This is a genomic window from Bradyrhizobium sp. AUGA SZCCT0431, assembly GCF_018131065.1.
Classification (GTDB): domain Bacteria; phylum Pseudomonadota; class Alphaproteobacteria; order Rhizobiales; family Xanthobacteraceae; genus Bradyrhizobium.
Window position 1 is genome coordinate 20520 of the sequence record NZ_JAFCLR010000053.1, and the last position, 23274, is coordinate 43793.

Below are 23274 nucleotides of genomic sequence, written 5' to 3' on the forward strand. Positions count from 1 at the left end.
AATCAGGGGGACTTGTGAGCATAGCGGTGGCACGGCGGAGCAGCTTGCCGGGGTTTGGTCTCACCATGGGACTGACCCTGACATGGCTCTCCATTATTATCCTGTTGCCGCTGGCCGGCCTGTTCCTCAAGACGTTCGAGCTCAGCCTCGATCAGTTCTGGGGCATCATCACCAGCCGCCGCACGCTCAATGCGCTGAAGATTTCGTTCGGGCTTTCGTTTCTCGCCGCCCTGGTCAATCTGGTGATGGGGACCATCATCGTCTGGGCGCTGGTGCGTTATCGCTTTCCCGGCCGCCGGCTGTTCGACGCCATCGTCGATATCCCGTTTGCGCTGCCGACCGCGGTCGCCGGCGTCGCACTCACGCAGCTGTTTGCGCAAAAAGGCTGGCTCGGTGCGCCGCTGGCCGAACTCGGCATCAAGGTCGCGTTCACGCCGATCGGGATCTTCATCGCGATGGTGTTCATCGGCATCCCCTTCGTGGTGCGGACGGTTCAGCCCGTCCTGATCGATCTCGACGTCGAAATCGAGGAGGCGGCGGCAAGCCTCGGGGCCAACCGCTGGCACACCGTGTTCAGGGTGATCCTGCCGAGTTTGATCCCGGCGCTATTGACCGGATTTGCGCTGGCGTTCGCGCGCGCGGTCGGCGAATACGGCTCCGTCATCTTCATTGCCGGCAATCTGCCGAACGTGTCGGAAATCGCGCCTCTCCTGATCGTGATCCGGCTCTCCGAGTTCCGCTACGCCGATGCGACCGCGATTGCGGTTGTCATGCTGCTGGCGTCGTTCCTGATCATCTTCGCGGTCAATCGCCTGCAGCGCTGGGCCCAAACCCGTATTCCGGCGCATTGAGGGACCGATGTCGACGCAATCGAGTGTGGTGACGTCAGCGACCGAGTTGCGGGCCTATGCCCCGACGGCGGACCTCACCGTTTCCCCGCCGCCCTCCCGCATCGAGCGCGCGGGCCCGCGCACCGGGACATCGCCGGACAATCTGCGTACCGAGCCGGGGCCGGTCCGTTTCATCATCATCACCCTCGCGGTCACCTTCCTGTCGGTGTTCGTCGTGCTGCCGCTGGTCGTGGTGTTCGCAAGCGCCTTTTCCAAGGGCATCGGCGCCTATCTGGCGGCGCTGGCCGAGCCGGAGGCGCTGGCGGCGATCAAGCTGACGCTGCTGGTGGCGGCGATCTCCGTCACCCTCAATCTGGTGTTCGGCGTGATCGCGGCCTGGGCGATCGCCAAGTTCGATTTCACCGGCAAGACCTTCCTGATCACGCTGATCGATCTGCCTTTCTCGGTCAGCCCCGTGATCTCGGGTCTCGTTTTCGTGCTGCTGTTCGGTGCGCAGGGCTTTTTCGGCACATGGCTGCAGGCGCATGACGTTCACATCCTGTTCGCCGTGCCCGGCATCGCGCTCGCCACCATCTTCGTGACGTTTCCATTCGTGGCGCGGGCGCTGATCCCACTGATGCAGGAACAGGGCACCCAGGAGGAAGAGGCGGCGATCTCGCTCGGTGCGTCAGGTCTGCAGACCTTCTTCCGCGTCACCCTGCCCAATATCAAATGGGGCCTGCTCTATGGCGTATTGCTGTGCAATGCGCGCGCCATGGGCGAGTTCGGCGCGGTGTCTGTCGTGTCCGGCCATATCCGCGGCGAGACCAACACCATGCCGCTGCTGGTCGAAATCCTCTATAATGAATATCAATTCGTGGCGTCGTTCGCGATCGCGTCGCTGCTGGCAATGCTGGCGTTGATCACGCTGGTCGTGAAGACCGTTCTCGAGCGACGTCTGGACGAAGGACAGGAACCGCGTGACCATTGAAGTCAAAAACATCGTCAAGAAGTTCGGCAGCTTCGCTGCGCTCGATAATGTCGACCTGAAAGTCGACCAGGGCGAATTGCTGGCGCTGCTCGGTCCCTCCGGCTCGGGCAAGACCACGCTGCTGCGGATCATCGCCGGGCTCGACTGGCCGGATGCCGGCGAGGTGTTGATCGACGGCGAGAACGCGCTGGCGCGCGGCGCGAGCGAGCGCCACGTCGGTTTCGTGTTCCAGCATTATGCGCTGTTCCGCCACATGACGGTGTTCGAAAACGTCGCCTTTGGCCTGCGGGTACAGCCGCGCGCCATTCGCAAGGACGAGGCCACCATCCGCGCCCGCGTCAAGGAATTGCTGGATCTGGTGCAACTCGACTGGCTGTCCGACCGCTACCCCAGCCAGTTGTCCGGCGGCCAGCGCCAGCGCATCGCGCTCGCGCGTGCACTTGCGATCGAGCCGCGCATCCTGCTGCTCGACGAGCCGTTCGGCGCGCTCGATGCCAAGGTGCGCAAGGAGCTGCGGCAATGGCTGCGCTCGCTGCATTCGGAAATCCACGTCACCTCGATCTTCGTCACCCACGACCAGGAAGAGGCGCTCGAAGTCGCCAACCGCGTCGTCGTCATGGACAAGGGCCGCATCGAGCAGATCGGCACGCCCGGCGAGGTCTATGATCATCCGGCGACCGCGTTCGTGCATGGCTTCATCGGCGAATCGATCGTGCTGCCGGTGGATGTCAGCGGCGGCTCGGTGCGGCTCGGCGGCCGGCCGCTCAATATCGCCGCCAATGGCGCGGCTTCCGGGGCCTCGAAACTGTTCGTGCGGCGTCATGACATGCAGATCGGGCCCGCCGGGTCCGGTTCGCTGGAGGGCGCCGTGCGCCATGTCCGTTCGTTCGGTCCGATCCAGCGGGCCGAGGTGGCGCTGTCAGCCGGCGAGGGCAAGACCATCATCGAGATCGACGCCCCCCGCGACCGGGAACTCCAGGCCGGCGAAATCGTCAGCCTGCAGCCCCGCCGCTACCGTATTTTTGCGGCCCAGGATTAAAGGCTGTCGTAGCCCGGATGGAGCGTAGTGCAATCCGGGGTCGTCGGTAACGGATCGAGCGACCCCGGATTTCGCTGCGCTACATCCGGGCTACGAGGTCACGCCGCGGAATGGCCGCAAAATTAGCCCCACGTTCACCATTCAGCCACGGTTGGTATGCAACAACTGCGTGACATCACGGGGGTTGATTCATGCGCGCCGCGGCCGCGATAGCTGGACTTTTGTTGCTGGGCGGCTGCATGGCCGACACCGCCAGGGCGCCGGACCAGCCGACCATGTATCTCAGCATGGCCAATGGCGGCGCCACGCTGGATCCGCAAGCCGCGGCCTCGATGATTTCGCTCTACCGCCAGAACAACGGCCTTGCCGCCGTGGCTGTTGACCCTGACTTGATGAAACTCGCCGAAGCGCAATCGCAGGCGATGGCCAGGCGCAACAAGCTCGATCATGACGTCAAGGGCCCGCTGGAAAAGCGCCTCGGCGCTTCCGGATATCCGGCCAAGCTCGCGGTTGAAAATGTGTCGGCCGGCTATCACACGCTGGCGGAAGCGTTTTCGGGCTGGCGTGACTCGCCGCCGCACAAGGCCAACATGCTCAAGAACGGTGTCACAAAATTGGGCATCGCGGCGATTTATGCTCCCAACACCAAATACAAGGTGTTCTGGACGCTCATTCTTGCGTCAACCTAGGGCCTGATAAATTAGGCGTGATCTTTGCTTAGGTCTCGCCGATTGACGCCGTCGCGAACTGCCGCCACGGTACCAACGCTATTGCCCTCTAGTTGACGGTCACGATGGACAGTTCCGGCTCCGCGCCCGCAACGACGCCCGCCAAAGCGCAACGCGTGCTGGTGCTGCAAGGCGGCGGTGCGCTCGGCTCCTACCAGGCCGGCGCCTTTCAGGCGCTGTGCCGTTCCGGCTTCGAGCCGGAATGGGTGGCGGGCATTTCGATCGGCGCGATCAATGCCGCGATCATTGCCGGCAACGACCCGGCGACACGCGTCGACCGCCTGAAGGAATTCTGGGACATGGTGTCGTCGCCGGTGTCGTGGAATCCGATTACGCCGGGTGACCGCGCGCGGTCGCTGTTCAACGAGACCAGCGCCGCTTTGATCGCGACCTTCGGCGTGCCCGGATTTTTCACGCCGCGGCTTCCGCCGGCGCCACTGTGGCCGCAGGGCAGCCCGCAATCGCTGAGCTATTACGACACTGCACCGCTGAAGAAGACGCTGGAACACCTGGTCGACTTCGACCGCATCAACGATCTGAAGATGCGGCTCAGCGTCGGCGCCGTCGGCGTGACCTCGGGCAATTTCAAATATTTCGACAATGTGGAATTCAAGAAGCTCGGCAAGAAGATCGGGCCGGAGCACATCATGGCGTCCGGCGCGCTGCCGCCGGGTTTTCCGTCCATCCTCATCGATGGCGAACATTACTGGGACGGCGGCATCGCCTCCAACACGCCGCTCGATTTCGTGCTGGATGAGGAAAGCGACCGCGATCTGCTGATCTTCCAGGTCGACCTGTTCAGCGCGCGCGGCGATCTGCCGGCCACGCTGCTGGAGGCCGCCGAGCGCGAGAAAGACATCCGCTTTTCCAGCCGTACCCGGATGAACACCGACAAGAACAAGCAGGTGCACAACACACGCAAGGCGCTCCGTGAATTGATCGCCAAATTGCCCGATGATCTCAAGAGCGATCCGTCGGTGGCGATACTGTGCAATGCGGTCAAGGAAAACACCGTCACGGTGGTGCACCTGATCTACCGCAGCAAGAACTACGAATCCTCGTCCAAGGATTACGATTTCTCGCATGTCGGGGTGGTCGAGCACTGGAACGCGGGTGCCCGCGACGTGCATTTGTCGATGCGTCACAAAGAATGGCTAGAACGGCCGCAGTCCGGGGAGACCATGGTGACCTACGATCTCACGAGGGACGTTTCCAGCGCCCCCGAAGGCAAGAAAAAGGAGTGACCAGAATGGGTATTTTGAAGGGCAAGACCGCCGTTGTGACCGGCTCGACCAGCGGCATCGGATTGGCTTACGCGCGCGCTTTCGCCGCCGCCGGCGCCAATATCGTTCTCAACGGCATGGGCGTGCCGTCCGATATCGAGAAGGAGCGTTCCGGCATCGAGACCGATTTCAAGGTCCGGGCCGTGCATTCGCCCGCCGACATGACCAAGCCCGCCGAGATCGCCGAGATGATCGCGCTCGGCGAGAAGACGTTCGGTTCGGTCGATATCCTCGTCAACAACGCCGGCATCCAGTTCGTATCGCCGATCGAGGAGTTTCCGCCCGAGAAATGGGAAGCGATCATCGCGATCAATTTGTCGTCGGCGTTCTATGCCATCCGCGCCGCGGTGCCCGGCATGAAGAAGCGTGGCTGGGGCCGTATCATCAACACCGCCTCGGCGCATTCGCTGGTGGCTTCGCCGTTCAAGTCGGCCTACGTCTCGGCCAAGCACGGCATTGCCGGCCTCACCAAGACGGTGGCGCTGGAGCTGGCGACCCACAAGATCACCTGCAACTGCATCAGCCCCGGCTATGTCTGGACGCCGCTGGTCGAGAAGCAGATTCCCGACACCATGAAGGCGCGCAACCTCACCAAGGAGCAGGTCATCCACGACGTGCTGCTGGAAGCGCAGCCGACCAAGGAATTCGTGACCTCCGAGCAGGTCGCGGCCCTGGCGCTGTTCCTGTGCGGCGACGATGCCGCCCAGATCACCGGCGCCAACCTCTCGATCGACGGCGGCTGGACCGCGGAGTAGGCGTCTTTGGGTCCTGACGTTAGCACTTGTCATTGCCGGGCTTGACCCGGCAATCCATCAAGTCGAAAAATTCTTGCGAAGGTGATGGATGCCCGGGTCCAGCCCGGGCATGACGCGGAGGGATTAGCCCCGCTTCCCGAATGCCAGCACGTGCAGGCCGAGCCGCTGCCGGACGATCCAGAACAGCAGCACGGTCTCGAACGCGAGCGAGGTCGTGGTTGCGGCCGCGGCGCCGTGGCCGCCGTAGCGCGGCACCAGCAGCAGGCACAGCACCACGTTCATGACAAAGGCGAGCGCATAGGCCAGCGCGCAGATGTGCTGGTGGCCGAGCATATTGAGCAGCCGCTCGACCGGGCCGATCGCCGAACGCACCACGAGGCCGATAGCGGCGATGAACATGATGTCGTAGCCGACCACGAATTGCGGCCCGAACAGCCAGAGCAGCGGCTTGCCCAGCGCGAGCAGCGCGATGGTGGCCGCGAGCGAGGGCCAGAACGTCCATTGGATCGCGTGCGCCACATAGGCCGACAGCCGGGCCTTGTCGCCGAGCGCATGGTACTCCGCGAAGCGGTGCGCTGTGGTTGCCGACATCGCGTAGTGAATGAAGGAAACCAGCGCCAGCGTCTTCACGACCGCGAAATAGACGCCGACTTCCTCCGAGGAACGGAATTGCTGCAGCATCAGCACGTCGGTGTAGGAGAGCAGCAGATAGAAGCTCTCGACCAGCAGGATCGGCAGCGAGACCGCGAGCCAGCCGCGGAAGTCATAGGCCTTGGCGCCGGGTTCGATGTGGCCGGTGAGCCTTCGGTTCAGCACCACCATCTGGCCGATCATCGCGAGCCACACCGCGGCGGCGCTGGCCAGCATCGCCACCGTGGCGCCGAGATTGAAACCGAGCGCAAAGGCGCCGGCGGTGAGGCCGATGATCAGCGACTGGCGCACGATGAATTGCGGCATCAGGCCCAGCCGCATCCAGTCATGCGAGCGCGCGATGCCGTCCTGGGTGTTGGCGACGACGAAGGCCGGTAGGGTCAGGCAGCCGATATAGAGCGGCAGAACCGTGTTGGGCTCCATCCACGGCGACAGTGTTTTCACCACGCCCGCCAGCGCCAGCGAGATCAGCGACGACACCGCGAACGTCATCCAGCGGCTGCCGGAGAGGAAGCCGCGCAGCAGCGCGTGCTGGCCGCTGGTGCGGTATTCCGGAATGATCTTTTGCGCGGACGCCGAGATGCCGAAATCCATCATGCTGCCGAGCAGCAGCACCCAGGTCCAGACATAGACATAGACGCCGTAATCCGAGCCGCCCATCCAGCGCGCCAGCAGGATCTGCGAGAAATAGGCGAGCGCGGCGCTGACGACGCGGATGATGAAGATCGTGCCGGCCAGCCGTTTTGTCAGCGAAGCTTCGCCCGAACCACCAAAGAGACCGCGAAGCAGCGATCGCAGGCGCGCGATCGGGCCGGCAGGCGAAGCGGAGGCGGATTCGGTGTCCATCACGGCCACAGCAAGGCATCCTCGAAAGGCCGCGAGGCGGCGGCGATGCTCCGATGTATCAACGATTCGTTAAGATTCGGTTGGGTGATCCAATCTCCGCGTCGTCCCGGCGAAGGCCGGGACCCATAACCACAGGGCGTAGTTGCATGAAAAAAGCGTCTACCCGCGGCACTTAAAAACATCCGCCGCGGCGTATGGGCCCCCCGATGCGCAATTGCGCATCTGAGCTCAAGGCCGGGGCGACAACTAATTCAAATTCACATTGAACTCATAGGCCCGGTCGCCGCCGACCAGCGTCAGTTTCAGCGCGGCGCCGTCGGCGCTCGCGCCCGGCGGCAGGCCGTCGAGCTCGAAGGCAAAGCGTTTGACGCCGGGCGGACCGCCCTCGATCAGCTTCGGAATCGGCAACGCCCAGTCCGGCGTCGGCCCCTCGACGAACAGGCTGACCTCCTTGCCGCCGGGCGCGGTGACGTCGACCAGCACGTTGGCCTTGCCCTCGCGCTTGACGTCGCGAATGGTGAGGGGATTGGGGTCGCCGACATTGGCCGGCTTCGGCACCGCGTTGAGCGCATCGGACAGATTGCCGTCCTCGGTGCTTGCCACACTGGCAAAGGCCAGCTCCGCCTTGGCATCGACCGGGATGCAGAGCTTGTCGCAGACCGCGTAGTTGATGTCGGCGCGCAGCGTCACCGGCTTGTCGGTGTTCTTGGCGACGATCCGCAGCGGCAGCACGACCTGCTGCTTGTAGCCGAGCGAGACGCCGCCCGCGCCGTCATCGAACTTCATCGGCGCCGGCCACAACACCGTCACCGCTTCGACATTGTCCGACTTGGAGAAATCGAAGCGGGGCGGAACACCGGAATCGCCGGGCGTCCGCCAATAGGTTTTCCACCCCGGCTGCAGCTGGATGGAGATACCGCCGAGCAGCACCGCGCCGCTGCGCGATCCCGCCAGCAGCCGGATCGCGGAATGGGTGTCGCGCTGCCAGGGCGAGGCATCCTCGGCGCGAACCTCGATGGCCGTGCATGCGACAGCCAGAGTGGCGGCAATGCCGAGCGCGGCCCGCATGGGAACTATCACGGTCATCAGACGTCTTTACAGGCAAGTTTGGCCGCAAACCATTGAATTGCTTGTGATCCGCGGTCGAATACGACGCCCGGCTTGATTGACAGAACCGCCACCCGATATCAGGATATGAATCAGCAAGAGAGGCCTTTGCGGATGAGCCCTGAAGGCAAGACACCGAAGATGGCACCGAAGGCCGCGCGCCGCAAAGCCGCCGGCGTAGGCGACAATTCGTCCGGTGAAGGCTATCTGGACGGCCAGCTGCTGATCGCCATGCCGGTCATGGGCGATCCGCGCTTCGAGCGCTCGGTCATTTACATGTGCGCCCATTCGTCCGAGGGGGCGATGGGCATTATCGTCAACCGCCCGGCCGGCAGCATCGATTTCCCGGGGCTCCTGGTGCAGCTCGATATCATCAAGACATCGGACCAGATCACGCTGCCGGAAAATGCCGAGACCATGAAGGTGCTCAAGGGAGGTCCGGTCGATACCGGCCGCGGCTTCGTGCTGCATTCCAGCGATTTCTTCATCAAGGATGCCACGCTCAATATCGACGACGGCATCTGCCTGACCGCGACCGTCGATATCCTGAAAGCGATCGCCAAGGGCTCGGGACCCAAGCACGCGATCCTGGCGCTGGGCTATGCCGGCTGGGCGCCGGGGCAGCTCGAGGACGAAATCCAGCACAATGGCTGGCTGCATTGCGCCGCCGACGCGGACCTGATCTTCGGCGACGACGTCGACGAGAAATACCAGCGTGCGCTGCGCAAGATCGGCATCGATCTGGCGATGCTGTCGAACGAAGCCGGGCACGCCTGACTGTCATTGCCCCCGACTGTCATTGCCGGGCTTGACCCGGCAATCCATCCCCTAAGAAAAGCATTTTGCGCAGTTGATGGATACGCGGGTCAAGCCCGCGTATGACGAGTAGTGTTTGAAGCGCGGGTCTACTCTGTCGAAGACGTGCCCTCCTGCCGGCAGAGGTTGTTGCCTGTCCGAAAATCTGCCTCTATGGGGCGCCATCGAAGCTGAGCGGCTTCGCAGGGAACAGGTATTCAGTGCGCGGGAGTGACGAGATGGCGGGTTTGGTAATCACGGGTGGCCGGGTGGTGGATCCGGCCAGCGGGATGGACGCCATCGGCGATGTGGCGGTGCTTGATGGCAAGATCGCCGCCGTCGGCACCGGGCTTGGCAGCGCCGAGCGCACCATCGACGCCACCGGCCTGGTCGTGGCCCCCGGCTTCATCGATTTGCACGCGCACGGCCAGTCGATACCGGCCGACCGCATGCAGGCCTTCGACGGCGTCACGACGTCGCTCGACCTCGAGGCGGGCGTCTTGCCGGTCGCATCCTGGTATCAGCGCCAGGCCGCGAAGGGCCGCGTGCTGAACTACGGCGCCGCGGTCAACTGGGCATTCGCACGTATCGGTGCGATGACCGGCTCCAACGCGGAAAGCTCGCTGGAGGCGTTCGGCAATGCGATGCGCGACCGCCGCTGGATCGACAACGTCGCCAGCGATACCGAAGTGGCCGGCATCCTCGAGCGAATCGCGGGCGGGCTGAGCGAGGGTGGCATCGGCATCGGCATCCTCAACGCCTATGCCCCGGGCGCCGGCGTGCAGGAGCTGACCGCCGTGTGCCAGTTGGCGGCGGCGCGCGAGGTGCCGACCTTCACCCACGTCGCCTACATGTCGCGCATCGATCCGGAGAGCGCTGCGGAAGCCTATATCCGCCTGATCGGCTATGCCGGCGCCACCGGCGCGCACATGCACATCTGCCATTTCAATTCTTCCAGCAAGACGGACATCGAGCGTTGCGTCGCGCTGGTCGCCAAGGCGCAGGCGCAGGGGCTGCCCATCACGGTCGAAGCCTATCCCTATGGCACAGGCTCGACGGTGCTGGCGGCGGCGTTCTTCAGCGACCCCGAATTCGAGGCGCGCAACGGCCTCGGCTATGATTCCGTGCAGCGGGTGACCGACGGGCATCGCTTCCGCGACCGGCAGGAACTGCTGGCGGCACAGGCCGCCGAACCTTCCACGCTGGTTCTGTGGCACGTTCTGGATATCGACAATAACGCGCATCATCGCGACCTCCTCGACATGGCGGTGCTCTATCCCGGCGGCGCGATCGCCTCCGACGCCATGCCCTGGACGCTGACGGACGGCCGCGCCTACACCGGCGACGCCTGGCCGCTGCCTGATGACGCGACCTCGCATCCGCGCTCGGCGGGTTGCTTCACGCGCTTCATCCGCGAGTGGGTGCGCGAGCGCCGCAAAGTGTCGCTGCTCGAAGGCATCCGAAAATGCGCACTGATCCCCGCGGAAATTCTTAGCGCCTCTACGCCGGCGATGCACGCGAAAGGCAGGCTGCAGGCGGGTGCGGATGCCGACATCGTCGTGTTCGATTACGAAACGCTGAGCGACCGGGCGACGTTCTCGGCGATGAATCGCCCGTCGGAAGGCGTGCGCCATCTGGTGGTCAGCGGCCAGCCGCTGATATCGGATGGCGTGCTCGATGTGGCGGCGCGGCCCGGCCAGCCGGTGCGCCGGCCCGTTACCGGAGGCTGAGGTGCCGGTCCCGGTCGTGCTCGTGGCCGGCTTCCTCGGGGCGGGCAAGACCACGGTCGTGAACCATCTGCTGGCGCATGCCGGGGGCAGGCGGATTGCCGCCGTCGTCAACGATTTCGGCGCGATCAATATCGATGCGGAGCTGATCACCGGCGCCGCCGACGGCGTGGTGAGCCTGAGCAATGGCTGCATCTGTTGCTCGCTCGAAGGCGACCTCTTGCGCACGCTGGCTGGCTTGTTGCGGCGTGATCCGCGTCCGGAATTCATCGTGATCGAAACCAGCGGCGTCGCCGATCCGATCGACATCGTGCGCAATCTGATGGATCCGGTGATCTGGCGCGAGGCGCCGCTGGAAACGGTGCTGTGCGTCGTGGACGCCACGACTTCGGTCGCCAGGTTCGACGACGCCCTGCTGCGGTCCCAGATACGGGCGGCCGATGTGATCGCGCTGAGCAAGGTGGACCTCGTGGACGCGGCCAGCCACACGCCGGTCCGCGATGCGATCCGCGCGATACGTCCGGCTGCGGTGCTGGTCGATGCGCCGCACGGCGAGGTTCCGATGGCGCTGCTCTTCCCTTCGGATCCGGATCGAGCGCCGATGCCACGCCAGCCGGGGCAGCGACGGCCAGCGACGGATCGCTTCGAGGCGCTGAGCTGGACGTCGGAACGGCCGCTGTCGTTGTCCCGATTGCAGGCGGCGATCAATCGGCTCGCGCCGAAGCTGGCGCGGGCGAAGGGGCTGTTCGAATCCGTGGAGCAGCCCGGCAGGTTGATGTTGCTTCAGTTCGCCGGCGGACGCGCGACGCTGGCGCCGGGCGGGCCGCTGCCAGCGGGAATGCCCCGGACCCGGATGGTGTTCGTTGCCGAGATCGGCGTTCTCTCGCGCGCCGAGATCGATGGGATCATGGAAGGCTGCGTTGAGGCTGGAGACGCTTAGTACACCAACGGTGTCGTCCCGGCCTTGAGCCGGGACCCATACGCCGCGGCCACCATTGTTGAAAAAGAAAAATAACGGCTACCGCGCCAACCAATTGCCGCCGGTGGCTATGGGTCCCGGCTCAAGGCCGGGACGACAGCAATCTACTCCGCCGCCTGTTGCGCCACCGTCGGTGCCGTTCCTGCCACCGTGGCGCGGCGCATGTCGCGGGGCTGCGACTGGTCGTAGCGCCGCACGCGATGCATGGTCTGGCGATTGTCCCACATCACGAGGTCATGCAGCGTCCATTTGTGGACGTAGACGAATTCGGGCTGCGTGGCGTGCTCGTTGAGGTCGCGCAGCAACAGCCGCGCTTCCGGCATCGTCATGCCCTTGATGGCGCCGGCATGCGACGAGAGGTACAGCGACTTGCGGCCATGGACCGGATGGGTGCGCACCAGCCGCTGCAGCACCGGCTTGAACAACTGCTTCTCTTCATCGGTGTAGTCGAGAAAGCCGAGCGATCCCCGCGAATACATCAGCGAATGCTCGCAGATCATGTCCTCGATCTCGGCCTTGGTCTCGTCGTCGAGCGCGTCATAGGCCGCGCGCATGTCGGCGAATTCGGTGTTGCCGCCCTTCGGGTTCACCACCCGCGCCGACAGCAGCGAGAACTTCGCCGGAATCGGGCGGAACGATGAGTCGGAATGCCACAGGCAATTGCCAAGGTTGAACAGGTTGATGCGGCTGTCGCGCGGCAGCGGCTTGCCGTCCTTGTCGAGGTTGGAGACGTCGTTGAGCCCGGTCTGCAGCCGCGAATCCTCCGGCTTGACGACACTGCCGCCGCGCGGATTTTCCCGCTCGCCGAAATTCAGCGCGAACGCCATCTGCTGCTCGTCGGTAATGTTCTGGTCGCGAAACAGCAGCACGGCGTATTTGTCCATGCCGGCTTCGATATCGGCGGCCTCCTGCGGCGTCAGGGGCTTACGCAGATCGACGCCGGAAACCTCGCCGAAAAAATGCTTGCCGAGCTGCCGGATCGTGACCGTCATGGCGTTTCTCCGTAAAGCGGCGGGCGGTTGTCCCGCTTTGTTTGGTAAAAAACTACTCCCTGACGGGACCAAGTCAACGTTTCGGCTGCATGCCCGCTACGCGTTTCGCGCCATCAACCCGCCGTCCACCGGAATAACCACGCCGGTCAGGTATGAAGCGGCCGGCAGGCACAGGCTCAACGTCATATGGGCGACTTCCTCGGGATCGCCGTAGCGGCCGAGTGCGGTGCGGCGTTTGGCGAAGATGGTCTTGTGCTCCTCCGCAATCCGCTCGGTGATCCCGGTCCGGATCGGTCCCGGGCAGATACAGTTGACCGTAATGCCCTCGCGGCCGAGTTCCACGGCGAGCGCGCGGGTCAGGCCGGTGACGCCGGCTTTGGCGGCCGCGTACGGGCTGTTCGTTGCGGTGGCGCCGAGCGCTTCGGTGGAGGCGATGTTGACGATGCGCGGGCACTTGGATTGGCGCAAATGCGGCAGCGCGGCACGAATGATGCGCGGATGCGCTGATAGCATGACCGCCAGCGCCTTGGTCCACGCCTCGTCATAGCCGTCCGCGTCGATCGCGGCGCGCAGCGACAGGCCGGCATTGTTGATCAGGATGTCGAGGCCGCCGAAATGCGCCGCGATCCCGCCGACGACTTTGATGATGTCATCGGCCTTGGCGACGTCGAGCGTCCAGGCCTTTGCGCTACCGCCTCTTTCTTTGATTTCATCGGCGACCGCCTGCGTGGCCTCGGCGTTGATGTCAGTGACGGCAACGTTGGCGCCTTCGGCGGCGAACACCAGCGCGGTGGCGCGGCCCATGCCGCTCGCGGCGCCGGTGACGAGAACGGTCAGGCCCTTGACCGAACGGCTGAGCTCTCTGAAATCTGACATGGCGGAATCTGACCTAAAATGCCCGCGGGATTTGTGCATTGCGTTGCAGGATTGACAAGGCTGGCACCGATCCGCAGACAGGTCAAACCAGGCAGTAACAGGTGCAACGGTGGACAATATTCCCGGACTGCAAATTCGCCGCCTGCAGGTTTCGGACGCCGCGCTTTACCGGGACATCCGGCTGGAGGCGCTGCAGAAAAATCCTGAAGCCTTCGGCAGCATGTTCGAGAAAGAAAGCGCAGAGCCGCTGTCGTGGTTCGAGGCGAGGCTTGGCACTGCGGATATTTTCGCTGCGTTCCTCGATAGGACGCTCGTCGGAATAGCCGGATATTCCGCACAGGAAAATTTGAAGCAGGCGCACAAGGGGCGCCTCTGGACCATGTATGTCCGGGCGGCGGTGCGGAACATGGGGCTCGGAAAAAGCCTGGTTGCGGCGGTGCTCGACCATGCGCGCGGGCGCGTGGAGCTGGTGCAACTGACTGTGGTGAGCGAGAATGAAAGCGCGCGAAAACTTTATCGCGCGATGGGTTTCGTCGAATACGGCTATGAAAAGAAAGCCCTCAAGCACAACGGGCGATATTACGACGAGGTTCTCATGGTCAACTTCCTCGATCCACAACAACAAAAGGAAACGCACCGATGAACGAACTCGATTTCAGCGGCAAGCAGGTGCTGGTGGTCGGCGGCTCCAGCGGGATCGGCAACGGCATCGCGCAGGCATTCCGCGCCAAGGGCGCGCGCGTCGCGGTCTGCGGCACCCGCGCCAAGGCGGCGGATTACTTCGCCGGCGAAGGATCGGACCTTCAAGGTCTCGAATATGCGCAGCTCGACGTCAGCAACGCGCAGGCGATCGAGCAATTCAAGCCGTCGTTCGACGGCCTCGACGTGCTGGTGCTGGCGCAGGGCGCGGTGATCTACCGGCGCGGCGAATTCGAAATGGATGGCTTTCGCAAGGTGCTCGAGGTCAACCTGATGAGCCTGATGGCCTGCGCGACGAAATTTCACGCGATGCTGAGCGCCAGCAAGGGATCACTGATCATCGTGAGTTCGACCGCGGCCTATCATTCGACCATGGGCAATCCGGCCTACAATGCCTCGAAGACCGGCGCGGTCGGCTTGACGCGCACGCTCGGCGAGGCATGGGCCGAGAACGGCATCCGCGTCAACGGCATCGCGCCGGGCCTGGTCGACACCAAGATGACCAAGGCGACGACATCAAATCCGAAGCGGCTTGAAGGCGCGCTCGAACGGATTCCGCTGAAGCGTCTCGGCACCCCCGCCGACATGGCCGGCGCCGCGCTGTTCCTGGCATCACCGCTGGCGTCCTACGTCATCGGCCAGACCATTGTGGTCGATGGCGGGCTTATCCTATAGACCGGGCTCATCCAATAGACGCAGGAACTTGCAAGGGTCTCGTCGGTTACTTCCTCTGAAAAACAGGGAGTGATCGTGATGGACAAGGATCGAATTGCAGGTTCGGCCAAGGATTTCGCCGGTAAGGTCGAAGGCGCTGTCGGTAGTATGACGGGCGATGCCAAAACGCAGGCCGAAAGCCGCGCGCGCGAGGCGGCAGGCACGGTGCAGAATCTGTACGGCCAGGCCAAGGACGCCGCGCGCGACGCCACCGATGCTGCGGCCAACTACGCCAAGGATGCTGTGGACACCGTCAAGGACGCCTACGACAACAGCGGCGACACCATCCGCGACGGCCAGAAGGCGATGGCGAAAACCGTGCAGGACAATCCGCTCGGCGCGCTCCTAGTCGCAGGCGGAATCGGATTCGCACTGGCGCTGCTGATGACCCGACAGCCGCGCCGCCCGCCGCCATCGCGCTGGCGGTATTACGGCTGAGCCTCGCTTGTCATTCCCCGGTGCGCAATTGCGCACCTGAAGGCACGCGAAGCGTGAACCCGGAATCCAGAGATTGTTGCGCGAGATTCCCCGATGCGCACTCGCGCATCTGAGGTTCGATGCGAAAGCATCGCCCCCGGAATCTCGCGCGATACCTTCGCGATAACTTCCAGATTCCGGGCTCGCGCTTTCAGCGCGCCCCGGAATGTCTCATGCTTATCGTTATCGCGTGAACGCGCCTGCCGGGGCTTCTGCTGCTCGCCCGACGTTAGCCGGCGGGCGCGGCACGCCAGGCGCGATGGGTCCAGGCGCGCGCGGCGGCGCTGGCGCAATCTGGCGCGGCGGCGGCGCACCGAAGCCGCCGAAGAAATCGCGCAATGCCGGCTGTTCGGTCTGCGCGGGACGGAATTGCCGCTTCGGCGCAGGGGGTTTCGGCGGCGCGGCGGGCGCGGCTGCCGGGACCGTACCGTCAGGTGCGGTGGCAGCGACCGGCGATTCACCCTTGGCTTGATCCTTGCCCGGTTCCTTGGCCTGTTCGCGGCCGATCTCGCGGCGCGGCCAGGCGAAATCATCGGCGCGGCCGGCCGGTGGCGCCAGCGGCTCGCCCTTCACCAGCGTTCGTGCGGCAAGCGCATCGACCGCGGCGGGACGCGTGCCCGGTCCGCCGAGCAATTGATCGGTACCGACGGAGGAGGCCACCAGCGGCAAGATAGGCCCGGCCAGCGGCCGCGGCGCCGGTTGGCCCGGCACGGCGTTGGCGTCGGGCGTCGCCGGTTCGACCGGCAGTGCGATCGGTCCGGAGCGGGAGGCCAAGAGGCGGGTGACTTCACGCTCGACATAATGCGCGAGCTTGCGCGCGCCGGGCTTGGTGAAATACACGCCGTCATAGGAACGCAGCTGGCGGATCTGGCCTTCGAAGTCGGGGCCCTTCTGCAGGAAGCGGCCGGCCTCGTCGACAAAGCCATCCCAGACATCGACATAGGTGATGCCGGCCTTGGCCGATGCGTCGCGATAGAGCGCATTGAGGAACAGCGAGTCGGACGTGCCCTTGACGCCGCGCACCGCGGGTAGCCCGACCCACAGCACCGGCACGCCCTTGGATTTCAGGATGCCGATCATCTCTTCGATTTTCTTGGCGTAGAGTTCGACCCAGCGATCGTCGCGGAACTCGTAGAGCCCGCCCGCCGAGCGCGAACTCTTCTCGGGTGCGGCCTGCGGCGTATCGCTGTCGGCATCGTCGGCGGCTTCGGCATCGGCCGGCTTGTCATCCGGCTTGGCGGCGGTATCCGCCGAGCCTTCCGGTTTCGCGCCGGGTTTGGCTTCGGGTTTGGTGTCGGCCGGCTTGGCGGTTTTCTTGTCGTCTTTCTTTGATTTATCGACCGCGGGCTCGCGCATCGCGACGCGGTCGTTGAGGCCGAGCATGATGACGATGGCGTCCGGTTTCTCGTTGGCGAGGATGCTGCGCGCAGCGGCGGCCCAATCGGACGGCTCACCCCTGGGCTGATATTTGATCAGGCCGGATACGGTCCGATGCTTGCGGATCACGCCCATGTCGGGCTGTTCGGAGTAGGCGTCTTCGAGACCGTAGGCGAGCCAGTCCGCCATCGCATCGCCGAGCACCAGCACGTTCCGTTCGGGCGCGGTGTCGCGCTTGGCGGGCGCCGGCGCCCTGGAGAAATCCTGGCGCGGCGCTTGTTGCGGGGCCTGCTGCTGGAACGGTGTAAAGAAGTCGCCGCCGAACCAGCCGCCATTGTTGTTGCGCGGCGCCTGCCGCTGCTGCGGACCGCCGAAGCCGCCGAAATTGAAGAACTGCGCGGACGCAGGTCCCGCGATCCCGATCAACAGCGCGATCGCCACCGCCACCGCAGTCAGCGGACCGGTTTCGGTGAACACGCGGAAAAAGGACTTTGGCTTTTGCATCCGGCTCGGTCGCAATGGGTTGTGAAGGTGCAGTTATAATAGCGGAATCAGGCCGCAAGCGGGCATATTCCTTGCCATAAATCGGGCAACGGCCGCAGCCGTCAAGGGCGGCCCGAAAATGTGGGCTACAGAGTTACTTTTGGGGCCAAACCGCCGGTTCAGCGCCCCCGCAGCCGCTCCAGCACGTCGGAGGAGGCGAATCCGTCCGCAGGGGCCCCGATCGAGGCCTGGAAGCCGCGCAGCGCCTCGCGGGTCATGCCGCCGAACTGGCCGTCCGGGGTGCCCCGGTAGAAGCCGCGCTGGGCCAGGAGCTGCTGTAGTTCCAGCCGTTCGGCCCGCGACAGCACCCGTTCCTGCCGCGGCCAGGGCTGCACGAACGGCGCGCCGCCGCGCAGGCGGTCGGCGAAATGCCCGATCGCCAGCGCATAGGCCTCGGCCGGGTTGTATTTCATGATCACCCGGAAATTCTGCAGCATCAGGAAGCCTGGCCCGTCAGCGCCGGCCGGCGCCAGCAGATAGGCCTTCTCGGTCGGATTCGGGAATGGCTTGCCGCCGGCGCGCTGCAGGCCCTGCTGTTCCCACTGCGCAACCGTCATCGCCTTGGCCTTGTCGGCCAGCATGAAGTTGAAACCCTTGGGCAGCACGACCTCATAGCCCCAGCTCTGCCCGGTTTGCCAGCCGTCCTTCCTGAGGTTGTTGGCGGTCGAGGCGATCAGGTCGGCCGGATTGTCGACGACGTCGCGGCGGCCGTCGCCATCGGCATCGACGGCGTAGCGCTTGAAGGCGGTCGGCATGAATTGCGTCGGCCCGAACGCGCCGGCCCACGAGCCGCGCATCTGTTCGGGACGCAGATCGCCGCGGTTCAGGATCTCCAGCGCGGTCAGGAACTCGTCCTTGAAATAGCCCTGGCGGCGGCCGATGCAGGCCAGCGTCGCGGTCGAATTGAGCACGTTGCGATCGCCCATCTGCGTCGAGTAGTTCGATTCGATGCCCCAGATCGACGCGATCGCGTAGCGGTCGACGCCATAGGCTTTTTCCACCGCGTCGAATTGCGGTTTGTACTTGGCGAGGATCTCGCGGCCCTTGGCGAGCCGGTTGTCATTCACGAGGATGTCGAGATAGTCCCAGATCGCCTTGGTGAATTCGGGCTGTGAATCCATCAGGTCCATGATGCGCAGGTCGGGCGCAAGGTCCGCGGTGAAGCGCTCGAAATTCGCTTGCGTCACGTGACGCCGTGCGGCATCGGGCCACATCGCGGCGACGCAATTGGGAAAATTCGCCGCCGCCTGCCGGATTGCAGCTGCGGTCATCAGCGGATGGCCCGAACCGCCGTCTTCGCCGCTCCAGGGCGGCGGTGCGGATGGTGCTGATGGCGCGGAGGGGGCGCCTTCCGGGGCAGGCGCTGCCTGCGCCTGCGGCGAGGTGGCTGATTTCTGGCCGAAGATGTTGCCGAAGAAGTTCGAGACGCCGTTGTTGCCGGATGATTGGGCAAAAGCCTGGGTGTAAAAAACAGCATGCAGCAGCGTCACCGCAATGATGATCGCGGCGGTCCGGTAGGTCACCGCGGTTCCCGTCCAACGCATGTCGTCTCCGCCCTCTAAGGTCCCGTTTCACAAGGCCCTGTCACGGTTTCCAACAGCTTAACAAAGGCCGGAATTTGTTTCTTCCCCTTTTCCGCCGCAAGGGGGCGCAAAGCGGGACGCGGACTTTGCCGCACCACACATCCGCCTTTGTTCCCGGCTGCAAACGGGCTACCAACATGCCAACACGCATACTCCTCACGCTTAAGGGACTACCGATATTCCCATGAAAATCCGCAAAGCCGTCTTCCCGGTCGCCGGTCTCGGCACCCGCGTCCTGCCCGCCACCAAGGCGATGCCGAAGGAAATGCTGACCATCGTCGACAAGCCGCTGATCCAATACGTCTATGACGAGGCCAAGGAAGCCGGCATCGAGCATTTCATCTTCGTCACCGGGCGCAACAAGGGCGTGATCGAGGACCATTTCGACCGCATGTTCGAGCTCGACACCACGCTCGCCGCGCGCGGCAACAAGAAGGCCGAGCAGGACATCCTGGCGCGCGACCAGCCCGCCGCCGGCGCCACCAGTTTCACCCGGCAGCAGGCGCCGCTGGGTCTTGGCCATGCGGTCTGGTGCGCGCGCGACATCGTCGGCGACGAACCGTTCGCGGTGGTGCTGCCGGATGAACTGGTGCTGAACACGCCGGGCTGTCTTGCGCAGATGATCGAGGCCGCGAACAAGCTCGGTGAGAAATCCAACGTGCTCGCGGTCGAGGCTGTCCCCGAAGACATGACCCATCAATACGGCATCTGCGGCGTCGGCAAGCGCACCGGCAAGATGTTCGAGGTCGACGGCATGGTGGAGAAGCCGGCGAAAGGCACCGCGCCGTCAAATCTGTCGATCACCGGGCGCTACATCCTGCAGCCGGAAATCTTCAAGATTCTCGAGACCCAGGAGCGCGGCGCTGGCGGCGAGATCCAGCTCACCGACGCGATGCGAGCGCTTGCCAAGACGCAGAAATTCTACGGCCTGGAGTTCGAGGGCGAGCGGCACGATTGCGGCTCCAAGCCCGGCTTCCTGCGCGCCAACATCGCCTACGGCATGGCCCGCGCCGATCTGCGCGACGGCCTGCGCGCCGAGATGAAGAAGTATCTGGAGAAATGACTTTAAAAGCGCACGCGCTTTTAAAGTCATCCCGGGGCGATGCGAAGCATCGAACCTCAGATGTGCAATTGCACATCGGGGGATCTCGAGCTTCCCCGGTGCGCAATTGCGCACCTGAGGTCTGGTCCTGCGGACCATCCCGGAATGACGAGCTCTCAAGTTACGACCGTCATTGCGAGGAGCGCAAGCGACGAAGCAATCCATTCTTTCTTGCTGGGGCGAGATGGATTGCTTCGCTGCGCTCGCAATGACGGTGGTTGCCGCCTGCTTTAGCTCAAGCCACCATCGCCAATTGCGGAAGGTTGGCGACCACGGTCTGGTTGCGGCCATTGGCCTTGGCGGCATAGAGCGCCTTGTCGGCGGCCGCGATCAGGTCGGTCCAGTCCAGCCCCGCTGATGGCATCATGCTGGCGACGCCGATGCTGACGGTCGTGACTTCCGGCTCCTCCGACCAGTGCGCGACCTTGTGCCGGATGTTTTCGGCGACCGCGAGCGCCTCAGTGACCGAGATCCCCGGCAACAGCACCGCGAATTCCTCGCCGCCGAACCGCGCCACGCAATCGCCGGCGCGCCTGACCGAGTCGGAGATGCAGATCGCAATGCCGACCAGCACCTGGTCGCCGGCCTGGTGGCCATAATTGTCGTTGTAGGATTTGAAATGATCGGCATCGATCATCAATAGCGCGACCGGCGTCCTGCTGCGCACCGCGCGCCGCCACTCCGTATCGATCTCGAGATCGAACTTGCGCCGGTTCTTCAGGCCGGTGAGCGCGTCGGTGGTGGCGAGTTCCTCGAGCTTGTCCTCGGCCTGGGCGCGGCGGCCGATCTCGCGACCGAGGAAGAAGGTGGTGCCGAGCACGAACAGGATCAGCGCGGTCATGATGGCGCCGATCCGGATCATTTCCCGTTGCCAAAGCCGGAAGATGGCTTCGAGCGGCTTTCCGACCACGACATAGAGCGGACCGCTGCTGTCGCGCCGGACATAGAGCCGGGGTGTCGCATCGACGGGGCCTTGCCCGGCATAGGACCCGCTGGGCTTCAGATTGTTCGCGCTCCAGGTTCGCACGGTCGCGAGGCTCTTGCCGATGATGTCGAGGTTGAACGGCTTGCGCATGATGACGGTGCGGTCGCGGCGCAGCACGGTGATCGTATCGTCGGGACTGAGATTCAGGCGGTCGAACAGCTCGTGGAAGTAGCTGAACCGGATCGAGCCGGCGGCCACGCCGAGAAAGCGGCCTTCGGCGTCGGCGATGCGCCGGCTCAGCACGATCGAATAGGCGCCGCGATGCAGCATCGGGCGGCTGACGAACAGCCCCTCGTCCGGATTGCTGCGATGGACCGTAAAATATTCCTCATCGGCGCGGTTCTCCGGCCGCGGGTCGAGTGAGGAAGCATCGATCCACAATCGTCCTGACGCGTCAAATACCTGGATCGCGCCGAAATGCTTGGCCGAGGCGGCGCGGTCGAACAGGATCAGATGGCGGATTTCCTTGCTGACGTCCTTGAGCTCCGGCATCACCAGATTGCTGGCGACCGCGCGCAGCGACTGGTCGTAGAGCTCGATGTTGCGTCCGATGTCGGCGTCGATGCCGGCGGCGAGGTTTTCGAGCATCTGGCGGGCCAACTCTTCCTCGCCGCGCCGCATGTCGAGCATGACGTTGGCGCAGATCGCGGAGAAGCCGATCACGGTCGCCACAGAGGAGGCGATCAGCAACTTGGCCGACAGCCGCCAGGGCCGATGGGCCCGTTTTTTGGCCAAGTCTATGCGCCGTCCGAACAACATCGTCCGCTCCCAGCCTTCCTGAATGCACCGGAAACCTTGTCGCGGCCTTAAATGGCGACAACGATGCGCCGATCGGTTAACGCTTGGTTGCCGGGATCGGCGGCATTGCGCAAAACGACGGGGACACGGGTGAACGATTACGATTTGCTGCGGGACTATCTGAAGAAGCAGAAGCTGCCCGAATTCGTGCTGACCTTCGAACAGATCGAGGAGATCATCGATGCCGCTCTGCCGCGCGCGGCGCACCGGGCCTCGTGGTGGGAAACCGAGCGCAGCCCGCAGGAGAAGATGCCGCAGCGCGAAGCCTGCCTCGAGGCCGGCTACATCGCGACACGGCAGGCGGACGGCAAGAGCGTGAAGTTCAAGAAGGTGAAGGTGAGGAGATAGGTTGGCCGCATTTTCCGTCGTCCCGGCGAAGGCGGGGACCCATAACCACCAGCGGCAATTGTTTTGCGGGTTGGTTATTGTCTTTCTTTTCCAACAATTCCGGCCGCGGCGTATGGGTCCCGGCCTGCGTGCGCAATTGCGCACTAGGCCGGGACGACGAGAGAAGTTAGCTCGCCGCCCGCATTCTCGTGATGATCTATCGGCTGAAGGGATCATCACAACGATTGGTATGAAATACGCCACGAGAGCGAGTTGTCGGAATCATTTTCCACACGCGGCCCTATCGCCGCCCCAATTTAGGAAGAATTGGAATACCCAAGGGCGTACTCTAAACGCAAGAAACAAGAAAAGATCGTGGGAGGATGGCGCCGATGAATCGGACGGCCTGTTCCTTTGGACATCCCTCGCCTGCAAGTCCCCGCTGGCCGCTGCTGGCGCTTGGACTTGCTGCCGGGCTTGGGCTGAAACTTGCGCTGACGCCCGGCTTCGCCGCTGCCGGTGATGCGCTGCAGGTGACCAACGCCTGGGTGTCCGCGTCCGACGAGATTGGCATCAATCTTCCGCTGCTGATGACGATCAAAAACGATGCGGCCGAAGCCGACGCCCTGCTGCGCGTCCGTTGCCCGTTTGCGAATTTCTCCGAAAAGCACACCGTCGATCGCGGCGAAGGCGCGCCCGCGAAGCGCGAGATCAAGTCGATACCAATTCCGCAAGGCAAGACGATCGAACTCAAGCCGGACGGTTATCACGTCATGCTGCTGCAGACGCGGCAGAAGCTCGTCGCCGGCGAGGCCTTCACATGCACCGTCGTATTCCAGAAGGCCGGCACCAAAGAAACGGAGGTGCAGATTTCGCGAACGCCCTGATCGCGACAGCAGACTGGTGAAGCTGTGAACAGGGCCCGTCGGCGGGACGCCCGGACAAGCCGGACGTTCATCCAACAAGAACTGCCAACAAGAACTGCCAACAAGAATGCCAACATGAACTGCCAACAACAACCCGCCAACAAGGAAGGCATTAATCATGGAGCGATCTTCAGGTCACACGAA

General features: G+C 64.0%; 22 protein-coding genes. 15 read left to right on the forward strand and 7 right to left on the reverse strand.

The window, feature by feature from the left end:
* The first annotated feature begins 44 nt into the window (after positions 1-44).
* The 6 genes from cysT (at position 45) to JQ567_RS33870 (ending at position 5626) form a co-directional block, all read left to right on the forward strand.
* Positions 45-851: a sulfate ABC transporter permease subunit CysT gene (cysT, locus tag JQ567_RS33845; protein WP_283813791.1), complete on the forward strand. Its 807-nt coding sequence runs from the start codon at positions 45-47 to the stop codon at positions 849-851.
* A 7-nt stretch (positions 852-858) separates the two neighbouring features.
* Positions 859-1821: a sulfate ABC transporter permease subunit CysW gene (gene cysW, locus JQ567_RS33850; protein WP_212442837.1), complete on the forward strand. Its 963-nt coding sequence runs from the start codon at positions 859-861 to the stop codon at positions 1819-1821.
* On the forward strand, positions 1811-2860 hold the full coding sequence (locus tag JQ567_RS33855) for a sulfate/molybdate ABC transporter ATP-binding protein (RefSeq protein ID WP_212442838.1): 1050 nt from the start codon (positions 1811-1813) through the stop codon (positions 2858-2860). The genes cysW and JQ567_RS33855 overlap by 11 nt, the downstream gene beginning before the upstream one ends.
* Before the next feature lie 191 nt (positions 2861-3051).
* Positions 3052-3549: a CAP domain-containing protein gene (locus tag JQ567_RS33860; protein ID WP_212442839.1), complete on the forward strand. Its 498-nt coding sequence runs from the start codon at positions 3052-3054 to the stop codon at positions 3547-3549.
* Between the two features lie 104 nt (positions 3550-3653).
* Entirely contained in the window at positions 3654-4832 is a 1179-nt protein-coding gene (locus JQ567_RS33865) for a DUF3734 domain-containing protein (RefSeq protein WP_212442840.1), read from the forward strand.
* A gap of 5 nt (positions 4833-4837) precedes the next feature.
* Complete coding sequence (locus JQ567_RS33870; RefSeq protein WP_212442841.1) at positions 4838-5626, forward strand: 3-hydroxybutyrate dehydrogenase; 789 nt, start codon at positions 4838-4840, stop codon at positions 5624-5626.
* A gap of 123 nt (positions 5627-5749) precedes the next feature.
* On the opposite strand, the gene JQ567_RS33875 is transcribed toward JQ567_RS33870, so the two are convergent.
* Together JQ567_RS33875 and JQ567_RS33880 are read right to left on the reverse strand one after the other, a co-directional pair.
* A complete protein-coding gene (locus tag JQ567_RS33875; RefSeq protein WP_212442860.1) occupies positions 5750-7123 on the reverse strand; it encodes a polysaccharide biosynthesis C-terminal domain-containing protein in 1374 nt (457 codons plus the stop codon).
* A 246-nt stretch (positions 7124-7369) separates the two neighbouring features.
* Entirely contained in the window at positions 7370-8209 is an 840-nt protein-coding gene (locus JQ567_RS33880) for a protein-disulfide reductase DsbD domain-containing protein (RefSeq protein WP_212442842.1), read from the reverse strand.
* A 162-nt stretch (positions 8210-8371) separates the two neighbouring features.
* Between JQ567_RS33880 and JQ567_RS33885 the strand changes: the two genes are divergently transcribed.
* The 3 genes from JQ567_RS33885 to JQ567_RS33895 all read left to right on the forward strand — a co-directional run bounded on the left by JQ567_RS33885 (position 8372) and on the right by JQ567_RS33895 (position 11692).
* Positions 8372-9007, forward strand: coding sequence for a YqgE/AlgH family protein (locus tag JQ567_RS33885; protein ID WP_409363650.1), 636 nt, complete (start codon positions 8372-8374; stop codon positions 9005-9007).
* 257 nt (positions 9008-9264) lie between these two features.
* Positions 9265-10755 carry an amidohydrolase family protein gene (locus JQ567_RS33890; RefSeq protein WP_212442844.1) on the forward strand — a complete coding sequence of 497 codons (1491 nt, stop codon included), beginning with the start codon at positions 9265-9267 and terminating at the stop codon, positions 10753-10755.
* Position 10756: 1 nt separating this feature from the next.
* Positions 10757-11692: a GTP-binding protein gene (locus JQ567_RS33895; protein ID WP_212442845.1), complete on the forward strand. Its 936-nt coding sequence runs from the start codon at positions 10757-10759 to the stop codon at positions 11690-11692.
* Positions 11693-11835: 143 nt separating this feature from the next.
* On the opposite strand, the gene JQ567_RS33900 is transcribed toward JQ567_RS33895, so the two are convergent.
* Together JQ567_RS33900 and JQ567_RS33905 are read right to left on the reverse strand one after the other, a co-directional pair.
* The gene (locus tag JQ567_RS33900) at positions 11836-12723 is read right to left on the reverse strand and encodes a TauD/TfdA family dioxygenase (RefSeq protein ID WP_212442846.1); all 888 of its coding nucleotides are present in this window, start codon (positions 12721-12723) and stop codon (positions 11836-11838) included.
* A 96-nt stretch (positions 12724-12819) separates the two neighbouring features.
* Complete coding sequence (locus tag JQ567_RS33905; RefSeq protein WP_212442847.1) at positions 12820-13599, reverse strand: SDR family NAD(P)-dependent oxidoreductase; 780 nt, start codon at positions 13597-13599, stop codon at positions 12820-12822.
* Between the two features lie 109 nt (positions 13600-13708).
* Here JQ567_RS33905 and JQ567_RS33910 point away from each other — a divergent pair, with 109 nt between their 5' ends.
* From JQ567_RS33910 to JQ567_RS33920, 3 genes are all read left to right on the forward strand, one after another.
* Positions 13709-14242: a GNAT family N-acetyltransferase gene (locus JQ567_RS33910; protein WP_312017510.1), complete on the forward strand. Its 534-nt coding sequence runs from the start codon at positions 13709-13711 to the stop codon at positions 14240-14242.
* Positions 14239-14973 (forward strand): SDR family NAD(P)-dependent oxidoreductase, encoded by a 735-nt coding sequence (locus JQ567_RS33915; protein ID WP_212265517.1) that lies wholly within the window; start codon positions 14239-14241, stop codon positions 14971-14973. Before JQ567_RS33910 ends, JQ567_RS33915 begins: the two co-directional genes overlap by 4 nt.
* 78 nt (positions 14974-15051) lie before the next feature.
* Complete coding sequence (locus JQ567_RS33920) at positions 15052-15450, forward strand: CsbD family protein (RefSeq protein WP_212442848.1); 399 nt, start codon at positions 15052-15054, stop codon at positions 15448-15450.
* A 222-nt stretch (positions 15451-15672) separates the two neighbouring features.
* Here the strand turns inward: JQ567_RS33920 and JQ567_RS33925 are convergent, their stop codons facing one another.
* Both JQ567_RS33925 and JQ567_RS33930 read right to left on the reverse strand, forming a co-directional pair.
* Positions 15673-17370: an SGNH family hydrolase gene (locus JQ567_RS33925; protein ID WP_212442849.1), complete on the reverse strand. Its 1698-nt coding sequence runs from the start codon at positions 17368-17370 to the stop codon at positions 15673-15675.
* A gap of 158 nt (positions 17371-17528) precedes the next feature.
* Positions 17529-18953, reverse strand: a complete 1425-nt coding sequence (locus JQ567_RS33930) for a lytic murein transglycosylase (RefSeq protein ID WP_212442850.1) — start codon at positions 18951-18953, stop codon at positions 17529-17531.
* A gap of 223 nt (positions 18954-19176) precedes the next feature.
* On the opposite strand from JQ567_RS33930, the gene JQ567_RS33935 reads away from it, so the two are divergent.
* The gene (locus tag JQ567_RS33935; protein WP_212442851.1) at positions 19177-20055 is read left to right on the forward strand and encodes a UTP--glucose-1-phosphate uridylyltransferase; all 879 of its coding nucleotides are present in this window, start codon (positions 19177-19179) and stop codon (positions 20053-20055) included.
* A 274-nt stretch (positions 20056-20329) separates the two neighbouring features.
* Here JQ567_RS33935 and JQ567_RS33940 read toward each other — a convergent pair whose 3' ends face one another.
* A complete protein-coding gene (locus JQ567_RS33940) occupies positions 20330-21838 on the reverse strand; it encodes a diguanylate cyclase (protein WP_212442852.1) in 1509 nt (502 codons plus the stop codon).
* A gap of 129 nt (positions 21839-21967) precedes the next feature.
* Here JQ567_RS33940 and JQ567_RS33945 point away from each other — a divergent pair, with 129 nt between their 5' ends.
* Positions 21968-22225: a hypothetical protein gene (locus tag JQ567_RS33945; protein ID WP_212442853.1), complete on the forward strand. Its 258-nt coding sequence runs from the start codon at positions 21968-21970 to the stop codon at positions 22223-22225.
* A 371-nt stretch (positions 22226-22596) separates the two neighbouring features.
* A complete protein-coding gene (locus JQ567_RS33950; RefSeq protein WP_212442854.1) occupies positions 22597-23091 on the forward strand; it encodes a copper chaperone PCu(A)C in 495 nt (164 codons plus the stop codon).
* The last annotated feature ends 183 nt before the right edge of the window (positions 23092-23274 follow it).